Origin of the sequence: Sphingobacterium athyrii, from assembly GCF_003071065.1 — a bacterium.
Classification (GTDB): domain Bacteria; phylum Bacteroidota; class Bacteroidia; order Sphingobacteriales; family Sphingobacteriaceae; genus Sphingobacterium; species Sphingobacterium athyrii.
The window spans coordinates 557,889-574,951 of sequence record NZ_QCXX01000003.1 but is presented as its reverse complement, the minus strand read 5'-3'; the positions used below and the strand labels follow the sequence as shown (position 1 = coordinate 574,951).

Sequence of the window (17,063 nt, the reverse complement as noted above, 5' to 3'; positions counted from 1 at the left end):
CACCCGAACTAATCGTTTTAAGATTAAATACGGAAAAAAAAGAAGAAATACGTCGTCGTATATAGAAGCAAACTATCCAATTACCACTAATGTTCTTTCCCAAAAAGAGGAAGATAAAAACTAAAGGACCATGACGAATAATTTTAACGATTATGTAAATTCCGTTATCCCACCCTGGGTAAAGGATAAGAAGATAATGATTACTGGAGGTACGACCGGTATTGGAAGGGCCACGGCACTACTTCTAGCAGCCTTGGGCAACGACGTTTTTATATGTGGTCATCATGAACAGCAGCTCCACGATACCTTACGCGATTTTGAAGAATTGAATGCCCCAGGTTTACTGACAGGAATAGCTATTGATTTAGCCACTGAGGATGGCATACGAGAACTTTTTGAAAAGTTTGACCAGATGTATGATCAATTGGATATCCTTATTAATAATGCTGCGATCGCTTTTCAATCTGTCAAAGATGGCAGTTATAACGATCAGGCTTACATTTTACGAACCAACGTCCTTGCGTACCTTGCCTGTGCTCAAGCAGCCTTGTACCGGATGGAACCACGGGGTGCAGGGCACATCGTCAATGTAGGGTCTATGAGCGCAGACATACGTGAAGCGCAAAGTTCTGTTTATGTATGTACTAAAGGCGGTATTCAAGCCTTCACAGAATCGTTGCGGAAGGAAGCTAACCCCAAGGGCATTCAGATATCACTTATCGAACCAGGTTCTGTTGGAACCGACATGCAACCCTACTCTCCAACAGAGCAGCGCAAAAAAATTGAATCGATGGAAATGCTATACGCGGAGGACATCGCCCGGTCCATTGTGTTTATGCTATCTCAACCTGAGCGTACCTCAGTCGTAAGTATGCAGGTAAAACCTTTACGTCAAATTATATAAAATGGCATCAAGCCTAGATAAACGCCATCAAATGATTAAATGATCAAAGTAGAAGGCATGAAAAAAAAGAAAAATTTATTCGAACGGTTTTCAAACTGGGCTACACACGCAACCGGAAGCTCAGCGGCATTTATTTTGGCAACGTCCACTGTTATTGTCTGGGCAGTAAGCGGTCCTATCTTTGATTACTCTGAAACCTGGCAACTGGTGATCAACACGGGTACCACAATTATTACCTTTCTCATGGTATTTCTAATCCAAAAATCACAGAATAAAGATTCCAAAGCACTCCATTTAAAACTCAATGAGTTGATTGCCTCCCATGAAGGAACGAGCAACCGGATGGTGAGTTTAGAGGATTTGAGTGAGGAGGAACTGGACCAGCTTGCCAAGTTTTACGCGCATATCGCGAAACTTGCCCTCAAAGAGAATGATCTAACGCATACACATTCCATTGATGCAGCCCAAGAAAACCATGATTTCAAAAATAAACAGCGTCAAAAACGAAAAGATAGTAGTTCCGAGATAAAACATCAGTAGGACTTAAGAGCAAAAATGCGTAATCCAATTAATTTAATTCCGTATGCTATCAAGCTTATCGCTTAATCCATATTTCTTTATCCCAAGAGCGGGAAAGAATTAGCGGGCCTAAAAATCTGTTAAGCAATAGTTTTAAACAAAAAAATAGGATTGTCCAAAGAATTTGGACAATCCTGTTTCCTTTTCCTTCAATTAGAAGAACAGAGATCCTAGTCGTGGCCTTCAGTTTTAACGATCTTGTTGTAGATACCCAATAATAAAAATGGTGCAGCCCATTGTCCAACGAACAATGCCGTTTTATCTTGCATCATACATTTTAACGCAGCTGATACGCCCATTGCGAGTAAAGCTGCCCCTAAGAATACCGTTGAAGGGACTTTAGAAGTTTGTTTTTCAATTTTTTTGGTGATTTCACCCTCGTTTCCAGTTGTTAGTGCCATAATGCTAAATGTTTATGCTCAAAGAGCGGTTCATTTAACTAAACAGCTTCAAAAGTTTATTCGTTCACATAGATGATTAGAAATCTCCAAAACAAGCATATAATCCTTATAAAAGTTAAAAACCTCATATTCAAGCGATAAAACCGCGTTGTATAAAATGATTGCTTTTACGTACTAATCGTCCCCGAAATCGTACTAATTCTACTAACTATTTGCAGAATAGATCTGTTCGTCGTATGAAACTAATATAAAATAAATGAACAGCAATCTGATTACGCAAGAAAGGTATCAAGGTATACCGATCATTGCATTCACCGTCATTCAGGGTGGTCCAAATGATTTTCCGGAGGATATACCGGATCGACCCGAAGAAGAGATACCGGAAAATGATCCCAATGATCAACCCGAAATCGATCAGGAGGATCTGGACACAGGGGAAGAATTAGACCTTGGTGAACAGGAAGAAGTTCCTGAGCTAGATGAAGAAGAAATCGACGAAAGCGCCAACGATGCGGAAGGTGTTCCCGTAGAACCTCGAAATCCCCCTTCGGACTTAAATGAGACAACAATTTAACAAAAAAGGTATTCATAATGGGCCGTATTAATTTCAATACCGGCCCATTTATCTGGTTTGACAATGCCATTAAGGCAGCGAATCGCTTAACTTAACAGTTTGGTTTTAAATCCAAATCGGATCAATCCGGCTGTATTACGAGAATTTGTTTTCTCCAATAACTGTTGCCGATGGCCTTCCACAGTACGTTTGCTTAAAAATATTTGATCCGCTATCTCGGCATTGGTATAACCTTCAGCAATTCGTTCCAATACCAATAGTTCACGTTCAGAGAGATCATACCTCGTCATAACGTCAGTTTTATTTACCTCCTTTGGAATATGCTGAGCCGAATAATCCATCAGATCAAAAGAAAGTGCGGAGCTGATATAACGCCCGCCACGTTGAACCTGTCTGATACCAAATAGAATCTCATCCAAGTGGGAACTTTTGAGCAGATACCCATCAACACCAAGATCAAATGCATTAGCTACGAGATGAAAATCATTATCCATGGTTAATATAATAATTTTGATGTCAGGATAGCGTGCTTTTATTGCCTTAATAAATCTTATACCATCCATTTTATCCATATGGAGATCTGTAAGAATGAGATCCGGCTGAGGAGCATCTACAAGATACTCCAAGGCATTTTTACCATTTTCTGCCTCAGCAATTACAGTTATATCTTCTTGAGTCTCTAAAATTAATCGGAAACCTGAACGTACCAGTGCATGGTCGTCTACTAAAAGTAACTGTGCCATAGCTATCTGTTTTTCTTCGTGATTTAAGATGAATAAATTGTTTTTTTACTGAAACAACCCTGATAGATGAATAGTTTTTTTTGAATTTATTTTATAGTAGAAACGGACTTTTACGATAAGCCTGCGTATCAGCCACAAATTTTGCTTTAAATACCTAAAATAATGATTTTCAAAACGCTAGTCTATTGGGCCGTGTTCCTAAAGCAATACATTATTTAAGGAAGAGCTTATGTTTACATCCATTATTATTGGTATTGTTTTTATTCTGGTAGCCACTTATATTATTATAAATTATCGCCATAGAAAAAGCGACACACGCGACAAAGAGAATCGTTAAATATTAAATAATTGCATTATGAAAATCATTTTAAGAATCGTTGGCTTATGTATAGCCATAATGACCTGGACAATGGTCATTTACGCACAGGATACTAGTCAGACCCAAGCACAAACTGGGGATATAGACTTTGCTAGTAAAGCGACAGCAAGCAATAACTTTGAAATCCAGGCAGCAAATATTGCGCTGACAAAATCGCAGGATCAAAATATTAAGCAATATGCGCAAATGATCGTCGATGATCATACAGCCGCCGGAAACGAACTGGCAACATTGGTTAAAAACAAAAACTGGCAATTGAGCACGCCCGATAACCAAAATTACACGCAGTTAATCGATCAGTTGAACAATGCGGACCCAGCCAATTTTGATCGTACTTATGTTGATCTGATGGCCAAAAGCCACCAGGATGCTATTACCCTGTTTAAGGATGCCAGCACCGGCACCGCCACTACAGACGCAGAACTGCGTAAATTTGCAACTGACAAAATTCCGGCTTTCCAGAAACATCTCGATCAGCTAAAGACTATGCAGCCAGCGGCAGATACTACAACAAAAGATACATTAAAAAATACGAGCCCGGGCGCTCCTAGTCCGACCAAATTAAAACCAGTCAGACCCAGTTTAAAATAGTTTTTATACTCCAACTTTCCAATGTTGAGGACAAAGCAATCGGCTTTGTCCTCTCCTTTTAAACAAAATAATTATGCAACAGACATTCGATTATATACATGAACTTTTAAATAGACAGATGGCCCTCCGGGCGAAAATTGAAGCCAGCCCAAGTGCCGGCGAAATCAGTTTTAACTATGGAGAGGATTATTATCAAGAAGAAGTCAGAAGTATGGGCCTTGCGATGATCCGTGAGGGCATGAACGATGAAGGGGAGCAACTGATCCTCGACTTTACCCTGGAGCATTATCCAGATAAAATTGATGATGAGCGCCTATGGATACAAAAAATGATGCGCTATCTAAATGCCATTACCGATACGTTGATCGATAATCTTCATGCTGAAGGCTACAAATGGTTACAGGGAAATGTCGATATGCCCAACGAACATGCGATATTCTATCCGATTTATGAACTCAATGCTGATAGTCTACAATCGCTCGAATTGGCACTCAATACAATTGTTGATCTGAGTAAGCCCGAGGAACTGGAAAATCTACAAGGATGGCTTTATTATCGGTCTGAAAAAAAATGCTAATGGTAAGGGTGCATTGTTTCGCTAGGCCGAACTAACTTTCGTATCGTATTTAATCGCTTCAATCCTAACAGTCTCCAAAAATTTACTTCTGAAACGTTCGATCTGTTGTACATTTTGAATACCAACCTGCACCGACAGGATATATGCTTCTGCTGTTATATCTTTGGTGAATATTTTCAGTGGAATACCCGGATCGATTTCGTCAAAGGAAGGGATTATCTCATGGAGCCATTGCTTCCATTGCGCGATCGCCCTTGTTGTAATAAAGGTTAATTGTAGATTTAAGCGGATATCCGCTTCTCCGAATGTCCAATTGACCAAACGTCCGGAGAGCAGGTCGCCATTTGGAATAATGACCTGTGCCCCTTGGTCAGTAAGCAAAATACTGGATCGAATACCGATCTGCAATACTTGCCCTTTTTTATCGGCCAGCTCTACATAATCTCCGACTTTAAATGGCCGTTCAAAAACCAGAATAACCCCTGATACAAAATTATTGATAATGTTTTGCAGGCCCAAACCAATACCAACACTTAAAGCTCCTACGATTACCGTAAGTTTATCCATACTAAGCCCTAAAATCCGTATACCTATCAGAAAGCCGACAATGAAAATAAATACACGGACCAAGGGCAGAAGAGCTGTCCGACGCGGATTTTTGTTGGAGTTGGGGTCATCCAGCAAGTCTTTCAAATTCTTTTGTAGCCAGTTTGCGAGGGCAATTACTGCAATTGCGAGGAGAATGTCACCATAGGTGTAGGTTATACTTCCTATACTATGACTACTATTTAGCAGGCTATCCAACAGGCGGCGCACCTCACTGGTGAGGTGCAGGCTATTTGTCCAAACAATCAGGACAAGAATAAAGGCGAAAAGCCCAACAATTCGGCCCAATGTCTGGACCATTTTCGTCTTATCGAAGCGCCGTATGAAACGTTCCTCGCTTGCCTTTTCATAAGAATTGACGATATCATGTGCTAACATATCCCGAAAAGCCCTTATAGATAAAGCCTGCAGGAGGCCAATACCTACTGCAATACTGCATATCCGTGCTAGATTTAGAAAACCAAAAAGGTTAAATAAAATGGCTAGTATGCCTACCAAAAGCAATATCCATCGCATAAAATAATGCAGGTGATCAAAAGGATTGTTTTCATCGGTATGTTTTCCCAAAGCCCAGACCAAACGTAGACCAGCCAAATTCACCAGCACAGTAATGCCCCTTGTCAGCAAATCCGTGCCCACGACCAGGTGAATCACTAACAAGGCAATATAATAAAGGAAAACTAAGCGCATAATACGAACTTTCTCGACCGAAAGTTCGACATGAAGCAGAATATATAAAAAGATAAATAGTAATAGGTAGCTTAATTCGAGTACCAGCACTGGGATGCGGAATGATGTTAAGGGCAACATAAGAAGAAAGAAAACCGCAAATTTTAATAAGGGAATCCACCAGGGTTGATTACGGTGAAGTGGTAGCTCCTCCCCGGCCCCTACGGCTCGCCGCCGCATCAGATATAAACAATACAAATAGGCTAGACTCACCAGTACCAGCAACAATCGACCGTCCCAGGCAGTATCGTAATAGTGTAGCGATAATCCATCCTGTTCGAGATTATTGCGTATCACGTTTTGTAAATGTGACCAAAACGTACCTGTTTGCGCTGCCCGGACGACCTGTTGCTGTTGTTTTGCTTTCGCGCCCATATCGGATAAGTCAACAAGCAACTGTTCGGCCTCCGTGGCTAAAGTAGCTACGCTATCTTGCACACCTTTCCATGCTGAAGCCATGGAGTCAGGCAGTATGACTCGCTTCTGTGCATTTTTGATTTTATTCCCTAGCTCCTTTACCGGTGGAATGGTTCGGGTGATATAGCGCTGTACCTGCAGTGGAATAGATTGGTTACGTTCTTGACGCTGCCAGGCAATAGTACGCTTGACGCTGTCCAGTTCGGAATAATAGCGATCCAGCTGTGCCCGCCATTGATGGGCATAATTTCTTAAGGTAATAAGGGGGCTCTCCGGTAGCGAGTCCCTTAAACTTGCTGAATCTAAAGGAGCCTTAGTTGAATCTAGCGGCTGCCCATACAGCAGCGCACAAAAGAGGCTCAGGTAAACGAAGCTACCCAGCCTCCAAATGCTGCATTTTGATAGAATTCTTCTTCCAACCACCATAACTTGTATTCAGACTCGCTATTGTGGTTTCGCCGGAGATGGCTGACGTTGTAGGCTATCCGTACTATCTGAAGCAAGCGTATCCCTGCCAGCTGGAGGAGTCTGCCCTTCGTCCGGTGTCATGGATGAATCATAAGAACCGTTTGCCTTATTTCCCTTATTGCTACTGTTGTCGCATCCCCACAATCCAAGAAGTAATACGACTAAAAGACTGATTTTTTTCATATACAAGTGTTTAAGTGTTCAAACTATTTGAATGTTGAACGTTATCAAAAATGGAAAAGTTCTCCTAACTTCCAATTTGAGTACTTGCTAACAATAACAGGTAGAACTACGTAAACTTATTCGCCGTCCTTTTCCCGGTCAAGATTGTCCAAAGGAACAGCCTGATCTTTGGTACCGCTACTGTCCTGAAGTGTATCTGCGGGGCGGCTACGGTGAATATTATCCAGCGGCACACCATGACTCGTCTCTGAGCTATCGGTCGCGATTACATTATCGTCAGCGGTTTTATTCGTTCTATCCTTACATGCAAGCAGCGTGAATGCTACACCCAGAACGCCTATCATTAATTTCGATTTTTTCATTTCTTGTCCGATTTATTTTGATAAATTTTTAATCGTTAACAGATCAGTTCTTTCCGGTTTGTGCATGGGGCGCATCTACGGGTTTGGATTCCGGTGATCCCTTTTGCCTTAAAAAAATTGTAAAAAATACAATAGAAAGTACAGATAAAAATTCACTCTGCCAGTTTTGAAACGTCTCAAACCAAAATTCAGGCATCAGCAGATAAGCTAATGCAGCATCAGGCGGCAAACCATCGAGTGATTGTTCCACATTATGCTGGCGCCAGCTTCCATAGAAATGTGCGGCCCAGCTGATCAGGAAAAGCAGCGCAAAGCAAATAAACAAAGAAGAACTGTATATACGCAGCAACCATCCTCCCTTTTGAACAGGATAAGGTGCATCCGGGCTCGGCTTTGGATCACGATCCACCTCCTCGGGTTCATCCAGTTTTTTTGATTCAGCGGATCCCCATTGGCGCAATCCCACGGTAAGCATGACATAGAGCGCCATCTGTAAAAATTCACTTTCAAAATTTTCAAAAGTGGCCGAAATAAAATGTCCGGTTCTGAGGTAGGAAACTAATGTCAAGGGTACTTGCTCCGCTTGTTGTAATTCCTCGTTGTGCACCTTCCAACCTGTGATAAATTGCATGCCGAGTGCAAAAATAAAAAGGGTTAAGAATACCAGGCTCAAACCATTCCGGTATAAAAAGGAATAAGATTCTTTTGTTTTCATAACTGTTATTTTATCATAAAATATTATGCTTTTGTTTTCAGGGTAAAGCTGATCCGGCCATTGGGTTCCATGAGTGCGATATCAACTTCATCGAGATGTATACTGTGGGTTTCCAGGCGCAAGCTCGTCAATAGATCTGTTCGACTGACTCCTAATCGATCCATCTGATCCCATTGAATCTGATCATTTTTATATAATACAGCGGGTTTTCCTTTGACGAGATTACCTAAATAAGGAAGGCGAGCTGATACTTGCACCAAGATCTTATTGATCATAATCATTACAGCTCCTGCAAATACGGTCGACATAAAAGGTGAAGCCCCTACAATCCCCCGTGCCAATACCGCGCCCAACATGATTATAATAACAAAATCAACTCCTGATTTTCTGCCCAACATCCTGATTCCACCCAAACGAACTAAAAAAAGGGCAACCATGAACATGATGAATGCGCGGATTCCTATCTGAATCATCGAGAGATCCTCTCCCGAGCCGAATAAACTTTCCATGATTTTTAAGTTTAGTTTAATTGTCCGATAAACAAGAGGTAAACTGTTTGTGGTTAAATCCTTTGTGAACAAACAGCTCCTTTTGCTTTGAATAGAACGTCTCCAAGCGTTGAAGCGGTTTGCCTAAGAATGGAAATCAAGTACTTATACCTGAGCTAAATGTGGGGAATACGTTTTCACCTGCTGAATCCAAACTACTACGATTTTAAGGCTGTTTTATGTAAAAATAAAAACGATACTATGATCGATCTTGATAATCCCCCTGAAGAGTGCATTTCATTTTTTAAGGATACGTTACAGCTGCTACATACCAGCGGCAGCTCATTTATGGTTGGTGGTGCACTGGCTATGTTTCATTATACGGGGATTATTCGGCCCACTAAAGATCTCGATATTTTTTGTAAGAGCAGTGCGTATCCCGCGATCCTGAAACATTTCGCAGCCAATGGTTACCAGACTGAATTGACCGATGTCCGGTGGCTTGCCAAAATCCATAAAGCACCTTATTTTATTGATATTATATTCGACAGTGTCAATCATAATTGCACCATTGAACAGGATTGGTACGATCGTGCGCCCGAAGGCATATTATTTGACACGCCCGTACGTTATGTTCCGGCAGAAGAACTTGTCTGGTGCAAATTATATGTACAGAATAGGGAACGTCATGATAGCGCTGACATTAATCATTTGTGGCTCCGCTATGGAAAACAATTTGACTGGAATCATTTATTGATGCGCATGGACCAACATTGGCATCTTTTATTGGCGCAGCTGATTATATTCCAGTTTACTTATCCACATGATTATCGCGAGATCATTCCACGGGATCTGTTTGACGAGTTGATCAAACGCGCACAGGAACAGTATGAACTTCCCCCCTGTCTCGAAAAAGTGTGCTTGGGCCCGATGATCGATCAAACGCAATATCAAATTGATATTAAAGAATGGGATTATAAATCATATACTATAAAAACTGTATAGCGATGGCAAGGAAAACAACAATTGCGGCAATAGGTGATATTCATATGAATCAGAGCCAACAGGGAAAATGGAAAACTATATTTGAGGAAATCTCTCCCAAAGCCAAAGTCCTGCTATTATGTGGCGATCTGACAGATACCGGAGATGAAGAAGAAGCGGAAATGCTCGTCACGGAATTAAAACACTTACAAATTCCGGTGATTGCGGTCCTTGGGAATCATGATTATGAAAAGGGCCGTCAAAAGCAGATTCGTCAGATTCTAACCGATAGCAAAGTCACCGTCCTGGATGGGGAGGCTATTGTCGTAGCAGATATCGGTTTTGCTGGCGTCAAGGGTTTTGGCGGGGGGTTTGACCGCTATATGCTCTCGATGTTTGGCGAAGATGCAATGAAAAGTTTTGTTCAGGAAGCAGTTAATGAATCCCTCCTATTGGATCGGGCTCTTGCTAGGCTAGAGCAGGAATATACAGACATAAAAAAAGTGGCCTTGCTCCATTACGCCCCCATAGCGGATACCGTAGTGGGCGAACCCAAAGAGATTTATCCTTTTTTGGGCTCAACACATCTGATGGAACCTATTCAGCGCCGAAATGTTACAGCCGCATTCCATGGGCATGCTCATGCGGGCAAATTTAAAGCGCAGTCGCCGGCAGGCATCCCCATTTACAATGTGGCCGTTCCCGTTTTGAAGGCGCATCATGGCGATGATACCAGTTTTGCCCTTATCGATATCTAGTGAGGTGCTCACTTTGGGTGATTATCTTGTCGTGACTTATTCCTTGGTGGGTAGCTCTTTTCGTTTCAAAATCTGTTTTAATTGCGCATGTAAAGTAATAATATTCCCCACAAGCAGACGCTCCTTTAACCCGGCCCGAAACCGCTTTTTCATAATGCGCTTTACCAATTGGTGACTTACTTCCCCGTTTTCCTGGACTTTGCCAAGCCAGCGAAGTGAAAAAAAAGACAGTATTGAAGCCAGTAGAAAGAGAAAATTCCATTCATGCAGATAAATCAATTTTGCAACAGATTCCAAATTCGGACTCTTCCAGGAAATGCTGATCTGCAGTTCTCGTGTTGCGAAGTAGTCTACCAGTAAACCACCTAATATAGGCCCAAGTGCAGTAAAAAATGAGGCTACCATATTCTTTACAGTGATATATATAATGGCATCCGTTTTTGGTGCGAGTTTCAAGCCAATGTTTGTGAGCGCCAAATTGATGCCTCCCGTCGAAATCCCAGTCATGATATGGAGGACGACCAAAAGAATCAGATTGGGTAGTGCCCGGGAATAAATGCCAACAAATATCCATAAAAGAATACAGCAGATATAGATTGGTGCCGTAAGGTAAATTATACTTTTATTACTATACCGATCCGATAATTTGCCCCATAAAGGAAGACCTGCAACACTGGCTATCTGACTGACCACGGTCAACAAAATAACAACTTTCATCGACAGCCCCAAGGTTTGGAGCATAAACACCGTGAAAAAGGGAATCGCTAAGTTGATGGCCAGTACCCAGGCGGCATTAAAGATAAGCAGATTTTTAAAGTTTGTATTTTTTAGTGGCTCGAGTAATAATCGGCCTAAATTCCCGCCAGATATTTCTTGTTTAGGCTCGCTGGCCTGTATGAGAAAGAACGCGCCAATTGCGCCTATCAGACCGGCAGCAAAAAAATAAATACCATACAGATTGGGTAATTCATCCCCCTTGTATTTGGTATAATAATCAACCAATGCTGCCACAGCCAGACTTACAGCAATATTTGTTAGCTGCATAAGCCGTGTGCGTTTGGAAAAATAAGTTCCCAACTGTTGTTCGGGAACAAGATCCTTAATCCAGGCATTCCAGCCAGCCCCACCAATTGCACTCAAAAAATAATGAATAAACATAAAAACCAGCAGGATACTAAAAGATAGCTGGGTATTTCTCCATAACACAATTCCGATAATCAACAGCGGCATCTTTGCCAGAAATACCGCTAAGACCGTAATTAACTTTCTGTTAGGGTAACGTTGTATCAATAGAATGGTGAGCAGTTGCGCCAAGTTACAGAGTGTAGGGAAAGAGGCAAGTAAGCCAATCTGGAAGTTGCTTGCTCCGAGCAGCAGTGCCGCGCCGACTAAAATCGCGCCACTGCTCAAACAGACAACCACTTCAGAACACAAGCCATCAATAATGACCATGCGCAGACTTCTATTAATTTCTGCTGGTTCCAGATGCAACTTGGGCTTGATGTCCATAGGGTTTTCTGATGTAACGCCTGCCCGCATAGTTTGGTTGCTCAAAAGTTAAAATATAGTTTTTATACGCAAGATAAAGTATTTCATTCCTTTAAAAGGGTATTAGTCCATTCAACCAACTGCCTCCGTCAGCAGTTCATTAATCAAAAGATAAGTTGATTACGCTTATAGCAGGGACGAACCTGACCTCTATAGTATGGTTGATCTTTTATTTTTTATTAAACAAGAAAATTATGGCACACAAACCACGCGTCCTCACTTGGCACATCCATGGCTCCTATTTATACTATTTATCTCAGGGGGATTACATTCTTTATGTCCCCTATACGCCAGAACACGGCCCCAGATATGTCGGCAGAGGTAGCACCTTCCCTTTTGGAGAAAATGTGATCGAGATTCCAGCAAGCGAAGTACGGAATCTTGAATTCGACCTTATACTCTTTCAATGTGATGAAAATTATCTTCAGGATCAATATGATATCCTATCGTCCGAGCAGCGTCAACTCCCCGGTATTTACATTGAGCATGACCCACCCTGGCAGCAGCCCTGTGACGAGGTGCATCCCGTGACCAATCCCGCAGTAACATTGGTACATGTGACGCATTTCAATAAATTGATGTGGAAAACGGATCTTCCGGACGTACGGGTCATCACGCATGGTGTCGATGTGCATGGCGTTAAATATACAGGGCTTCTCGACAGGGGGATTGTGGTTGTGAACAACCTTCCATCCCGCGGTCGCATGCTGGGCAGTGACTTATTTGAGCGCGTTCAAAAACAGGTGCCGTTGGATCTGATCGGCATGGGAAATGAACCTTGGGGCATTGGGGAGGTACTGCATCCCGAACTTCCTGAGTTCATTAAGGACTACCGTTTCTTTTTCAATCCAATCCGATACACAAGTCTTGGACTGGCAATCTGCGAAGCAATGATGGTAGGCTTGCCCATCGTTGGTCTGGCGACAACTGAACTGTCAACAATTATCGAAAATGGCAAAACGGGATATATAGGTTTGGACATTGACGCCTTGGTTGAAAAAATGAAAATGCTGCTTGACAGTCCAACGCATGCGCAGCACTTAGGTGAACAGGCCAGGCAGAAGGCCGCTGAACTTTTTGATATCCAGCGTTTCGCACAACAATGGACTTATCTCATTCATCAAAAAATTAATTAACTCAAAATATCATGCAAAAGAAAATAGCTTTTATCAGTGATCATGCCTCTCCACTGGCCACTTTAGGTGGTAAAGATAGTGGTGGGCAAAATGTTTATGTTGCGGAGGTTGCCGTTCAACTTGCTTTGCAGGGCTATCAGGTCGATATCTATACACGAAAGGAAAGCGAGGAGCAGGAGCAGATTGTGTATTGGAAACCGCTAATTCGTGTGATACATGTGGAAGCTGGTCCAGTCCGTATACTTCCGAAAGAGGAACTCTATGGGTACATGGACGAATTCAGTTCTGCAATGGTCAACTTTATCCAATGTAACGAGCTCAGCTATCACTTGGTCCATGCCCATTTTTGGCTTTCGGGGATGGTAGCAATGACGTTAAAAAAACAACTTAAAATACCTTTTGTTATAACTTTTCATGCCCTAGGTGCTGTCCGTCGATTACATCAGGGTTGTTCAGATAAGTTTCCTAAAGTACGGGAACAAATCGAAAAAGATATCATTTGGCAGGCTGAGCGTATTATTGCTGAATGCCCAAATGATCTAAAGGATCTAATTCAACATTATCAGGCCCCACAGGACAAAATAGAAATTATCCCATGTGGTTATAACCCCAAGGACTTCCACCCCTTAGACCGAACAGAAGCAAAAGAAAAGTTGGGGCTCGATCCAGCATTTACCTATATTTTACAGCTTGGGCGTATGGTGAAACGCAAGGGCATCGACAATGTTATAGAAGCCTTTTCCCATGCACAGCACTTACTCCCCGAATTAAGGTTGCTGGTTGTTGGCGGGAACCTTCAGGCCGAGGATGATCACGCAGAATTTGTGCGTCTTGAACACCTTTGTAACGCGCTGAATGTAAGCGACAAGGTGATTTTCACTGGTCAGAAAACACGTGATACGCTCAAATATTATTATGCCGCAAGTGAATTGTTTATTACCACGCCCTGGTACGAACCTTTTGGTATCACTCCTTTAGAGTCCATGGCTTGCGGTACGCCCGTGATCGGTGCAGACGTCGGGGGCATTTCATTCACCGTACGCAATGGCGAAACCGGAATCCTGGTACCGCCCCAGCAACCGCAACAGCTTTCCGCTGCGATAGTGGATTTAATTACTGACGAGCGAAAACGTATCAGATTTGCAGTCAATGCACTGAAACATGTGCGAAGCTTTACCTGGAACAAAATCAGTGAAAGTATTGCCCAAGTGTATGAGCAATGTATACCCATGCAGCGAGAAAAAGAAGCGATTGAGCAGATTAAGGATACTTTTATGGGCTCCTCCCGAACCTTTGAACTGGCTGCCGAAGTTTTGGCTGGAGGGATTGCCAGACTGGCTTACAAAATGGTGGATGTCTTACGTCATGGCAAAAAGATCATGATCTGTGGTAACGGCGGAAGCGCCGCTGAAAGCCAACATTTCGCGGCGGAATTGATCGGTCGTTTTGAAATTCCCCATCGGCCCGGGTATCCAGTTATTTCCTTGAATACGGACTCTTCGGTCCTGACCGCATGGGCAAATGATTTCGGTTACGACAGCATCTTTTCACGGCAAGTTCAAGCATTGGGACAGTCGGGCGACATGCTCATCTGTCTGAGCACCAGCGGAAAATCGGCAAATATTATCAATGCGCTTAAAGAGGCCAATAAGATGAACATTACCTGTGTCAACCTTCTCGGAAAAGATGGTGGGCAGGCCACAGCCTATGGCGAATACAATCTGATTGTCCCCTCCGAGAATACCGCACGCATTCAGGAGGTACAGCTCCATATCATCCATCAGCTGTGTGCCCTTGTCGAGCAACAGATGAACATGGGTTCCATTTCCAAGCAACATCATATCGTTCACAAAAAACTGATCGCATAAACAATGGATAAAGCAATATTTCTGGATAAAGACGGAACGCTCATCAAGGATGTGCCTTATAACGTTGATCCTGCACGTATCAAATGTTACCCTGATATTTTTCCTGCGCTCCGGCTACTGCAAAAAAGAGGTTATAAATTAGTCGTCATCAGCAACCAATCTGGCATTGCCAAACGGTATTTTACCGCAGCAGACCTGGAAATCGCGTTTTCAGAACTACGGGATCAGCTGAAAACCGAACATATCATCTTGGACGGGATTTATTACTGTCCGCATTCGGATATACCGGCAGAGGCGCAATGCAACTGCCGTAAACCACTGCCCGGTTTACTTTATAAAGCAGCGAGCGAACTCCATATTGACCTTAAAAAATCCTGGATGATCGGTGATATTCTCAATGATGTAGCCGCAGGACGAGCAGCTGGCTGCCAAACCATTCTGGTGGATAGAAGCAAAAGAGAACGTTTAGACGACCAGATTAGCAATCCCAAATTTACACCCGATTTTGTTCTTGACGATTTCCTTGAGCTCAATCAGCTTATCGCATTAAAAAACAGACATTATGAAGGATACGAGATTAAATGAATTGATAAAAAATGGATTTAACAAACCAAAGGTTTTGGTTCTTGGGGATTGTATGCTGGATATCTATCTGGACGGTGAATGCAAAAGGCTTGCACCAGACGTAGGCGTTCCGGTACTTGATGTAAAGACCGCAGTGCATTGCCTAGGTGGAGCCGGAAATGTCATTGTTAATCTGCACAACATGGGGGCGATGGTATCTGTCGTTACCGTACTTGGAGACGATGCTAATGCAGTGCTTATTGCCGATGAGTTGCAGCAAAAAGGAATAGAAACCACTGGAATTTTGTATAGTAAAAATTGCCAGACACTTACCAAGACAAGACTGCGCAGGGAGCAGCAATGTTTGCTACGTTATGATATCGGTCAAAAATACAGTTTTGACGATGATATGCTGCAACTTTACCTTCTGGCGATTAAAGATGCCCTTCAGTCAGTTGATATTATTTTCGTTGCAGATTATGATAAGGGGAGCATTCCGGACAAATTAATTCAGATGCTTTATCAGGAGCAACAACTGCATCCTAAAATAATTGTGGTGGATAGCAAAGATTACCGAAAATACAGTTGCCTTCGTCCGGATCTGATCAAACCTAACTATGAAGAGGCACGCCAGATATTAGGCCAGCACGAGGATGAAGATCGCGTACATCAGGGGATGCAATGGTCGCAGCAGTTAGCTGAACTCGCTAATGCACATTGGGTAGCCCTTACGTTAGACAAAGATGGTGTTGTGCTCTTTAAAAGGAACGATCCCCCTATCCACTATACTGTGCCTGAGTTAAAAGAAGGTAATTTTTCGGGTGCGGGCGATACATTTCTGACTGCGCTCTGTCTCGCCTATTTTAATGGGCTTGATCAGGACAGCGCTATTGACCTGAGTATCAAAGCAGCACATATTGGAATAGCGAAAAGTGGAACTGCATCTTGTAGCTGCCAGGAGCTGGCTCATAAGATCAGCGAATCAGACAATAAAGTTGTTGCTGATTTGAACGAATTAGAAGCACTATGCGATAGGCTTCGGAAAGGACATCGCTTGGTTTTTACGAATGGCTGTTTTGATATTTTCCACGCTGGGCATGCCCATTATTTGGGCAAGGCAAAAACAATGGGGGACATTCTTATTGTAGGGATCAATACGGATAATAGTATTAGCCGATTGAAAGGAGCTTCGCGCCCGGTGAACAGGCTGGAGGATCGCATTGAGGTACTTTGCGCACTGGGAGCCGTGGATTATGTGGTCCCTTTTGGGGATGCAGGATCGGATAATCCAATCCCACTGTTAGAAAAAGTAAGACCACATGTGTTTGTAAAGGGCGAAGCTTACCGAGATGAAGACATACCCGAAAAGGGATTGCTAGACACTTTGGGTACCAAGCTGGTGTATGTTGAACATGTTCACCAACAGTCAACAACCAAAATCATCCAGCGCGTACAGGAAAATAAGCAAGTATTAAAGAAAATAAGTTAA

The 17,063-nt window shown here is 42.6% G+C and carries 19 protein-coding genes; 11 read left to right on the top strand and 8 right to left on the bottom strand.

What is annotated here, in order from left to right; genetic code table 11:
• The first annotated feature begins 130 nt into the window (after positions 1-130).
• Together DCO56_RS13135 and DCO56_RS13130 are read left to right on the top strand one after the other, a co-directional pair.
• Entirely contained in the window at positions 131-904 is a 774-nt protein-coding gene (locus DCO56_RS13135) for an SDR family oxidoreductase (protein WP_108634220.1), read from the top strand.
• 57 nt (positions 905-961) lie between these two features.
• Positions 962-1,444, top strand: a complete 483-nt coding sequence (locus tag DCO56_RS13130; protein ID WP_108634546.1) for a low affinity iron permease family protein — start codon at positions 962-964, stop codon at positions 1,442-1,444.
• A gap of 209 nt (positions 1,445-1,653) precedes the next feature.
• On the opposite strand, the gene DCO56_RS13125 is transcribed toward DCO56_RS13130, so the two are convergent.
• Positions 1,654-1,884: a hypothetical protein gene (locus DCO56_RS13125; RefSeq protein WP_108634219.1), complete on the bottom strand. Its 231-nt coding sequence runs from the start codon at positions 1,882-1,884 to the stop codon at positions 1,654-1,656.
• A 256-nt stretch (positions 1,885-2,140) separates the two neighbouring features.
• On the opposite strand from DCO56_RS13125, the gene DCO56_RS13120 reads away from it, so the two are divergent.
• The gene (locus DCO56_RS13120; protein WP_108634218.1) at positions 2,141-2,458 is read left to right on the top strand and encodes a hypothetical protein; all 318 of its coding nucleotides are present in this window, start codon (positions 2,141-2,143) and stop codon (positions 2,456-2,458) included.
• 86 nt (positions 2,459-2,544) lie between these two features.
• On the opposite strand, the gene DCO56_RS13115 is transcribed toward DCO56_RS13120, so the two are convergent.
• Entirely contained in the window at positions 2,545-3,201 is a 657-nt protein-coding gene (locus DCO56_RS13115) for a response regulator transcription factor (protein ID WP_108634217.1), read from the bottom strand.
• 355 nt (positions 3,202-3,556) lie between these two features.
• Between DCO56_RS13115 and DCO56_RS13110 the strand changes: the two genes are divergently transcribed.
• Positions 3,557-4,171 (top strand): DUF4142 domain-containing protein, encoded by a 615-nt coding sequence (locus DCO56_RS13110; protein ID WP_108634216.1) that lies wholly within the window; start codon positions 3,557-3,559, stop codon positions 4,169-4,171.
• Between the two features lie 73 nt (positions 4,172-4,244).
• Positions 4,245-4,748 carry a hypothetical protein gene (locus tag DCO56_RS13105; RefSeq protein ID WP_108634215.1) on the top strand — a complete coding sequence of 168 codons (504 nt, stop codon included), beginning with the start codon at positions 4,245-4,247 and terminating at the stop codon, positions 4,746-4,748.
• 21 nt (positions 4,749-4,769) lie between these two features.
• Here DCO56_RS13105 and DCO56_RS13100 read toward each other — a convergent pair whose 3' ends face one another.
• The 5 genes from DCO56_RS13100 to DCO56_RS13080 all read right to left on the bottom strand — a co-directional run bounded on the left by DCO56_RS13100 (position 4,770) and on the right by DCO56_RS13080 (position 8,737).
• A complete protein-coding gene (locus DCO56_RS13100) occupies positions 4,770-6,926 on the bottom strand; it encodes a mechanosensitive ion channel family protein (protein ID WP_108634214.1) in 2,157 nt (718 codons plus the stop codon).
• 18 nt (positions 6,927-6,944) lie between these two features.
• Positions 6,945-7,151 carry a hypothetical protein gene (locus tag DCO56_RS13095; RefSeq protein ID WP_108634213.1) on the bottom strand — a complete coding sequence of 69 codons (207 nt, stop codon included), beginning with the start codon at positions 7,149-7,151 and terminating at the stop codon, positions 6,945-6,947.
• A 116-nt stretch (positions 7,152-7,267) separates the two neighbouring features.
• Entirely contained in the window at positions 7,268-7,513 is a 246-nt protein-coding gene (locus DCO56_RS13090) for a hypothetical protein (RefSeq protein WP_108634212.1), read from the bottom strand.
• 43 nt (positions 7,514-7,556) lie between these two features.
• Positions 7,557-8,228, bottom strand: a complete 672-nt coding sequence (locus DCO56_RS13085) for a DUF6766 family protein (protein ID WP_108634211.1) — start codon at positions 8,226-8,228, stop codon at positions 7,557-7,559.
• 23 nt (positions 8,229-8,251) lie between these two features.
• Positions 8,252-8,737 (bottom strand): DUF421 domain-containing protein, encoded by a 486-nt coding sequence (locus DCO56_RS13080; RefSeq protein ID WP_108634210.1) that lies wholly within the window; start codon positions 8,735-8,737, stop codon positions 8,252-8,254.
• Between the two features lie 240 nt (positions 8,738-8,977).
• Between DCO56_RS13080 and DCO56_RS13075 the strand changes: the two genes are divergently transcribed.
• Together DCO56_RS13075 and DCO56_RS13070 are read left to right on the top strand one after the other, a co-directional pair.
• Positions 8,978-9,721: a hypothetical protein gene (locus tag DCO56_RS13075; protein WP_108634545.1), complete on the top strand. Its 744-nt coding sequence runs from the start codon at positions 8,978-8,980 to the stop codon at positions 9,719-9,721.
• 2 nt (positions 9,722-9,723) lie between these two features.
• On the top strand, positions 9,724-10,458 hold the full coding sequence (locus DCO56_RS13070) for a metallophosphoesterase family protein (RefSeq protein WP_108634209.1): 735 nt from the start codon (positions 9,724-9,726) through the stop codon (positions 10,456-10,458).
• 36 nt (positions 10,459-10,494) lie between these two features.
• Here the strand turns inward: DCO56_RS13070 and DCO56_RS13065 are convergent, their stop codons facing one another.
• Positions 10,495-12,012: an MFS transporter gene (locus tag DCO56_RS13065; RefSeq protein ID WP_245935835.1), complete on the bottom strand. Its 1,518-nt coding sequence runs from the start codon at positions 12,010-12,012 to the stop codon at positions 10,495-10,497.
• 188 nt (positions 12,013-12,200) lie between these two features.
• Here DCO56_RS13065 and DCO56_RS13060 point away from each other — a divergent pair, with 188 nt between their 5' ends.
• The 4 genes from DCO56_RS13060 to DCO56_RS13045 are packed head-to-tail and all read left to right on the top strand — an operon-like array spanning position 12,201 to position 17,063.
• A complete protein-coding gene (locus DCO56_RS13060; RefSeq protein ID WP_108634208.1) occupies positions 12,201-13,142 on the top strand; it encodes a glycosyltransferase in 942 nt (313 codons plus the stop codon).
• Positions 13,143-13,153: 11 nt separating this feature from the next.
• Complete coding sequence (locus tag DCO56_RS13055) at positions 13,154-15,010, top strand: glycosyltransferase (protein WP_108634207.1); 1,857 nt, start codon at positions 13,154-13,156, stop codon at positions 15,008-15,010.
• A 3-nt stretch (positions 15,011-15,013) separates the two neighbouring features.
• Positions 15,014-15,595 (top strand): D-glycero-alpha-D-manno-heptose-1,7-bisphosphate 7-phosphatase, encoded by a 582-nt coding sequence (locus tag DCO56_RS13050; protein ID WP_108634206.1) that lies wholly within the window; start codon positions 15,014-15,016, stop codon positions 15,593-15,595.
• On the top strand, positions 15,573-17,063 hold the full coding sequence (locus DCO56_RS13045) for a PfkB family carbohydrate kinase (protein ID WP_108634205.1): 1,491 nt from the start codon (positions 15,573-15,575) through the stop codon (positions 17,061-17,063). The genes DCO56_RS13050 and DCO56_RS13045 overlap by 23 nt, the downstream gene beginning before the upstream one ends.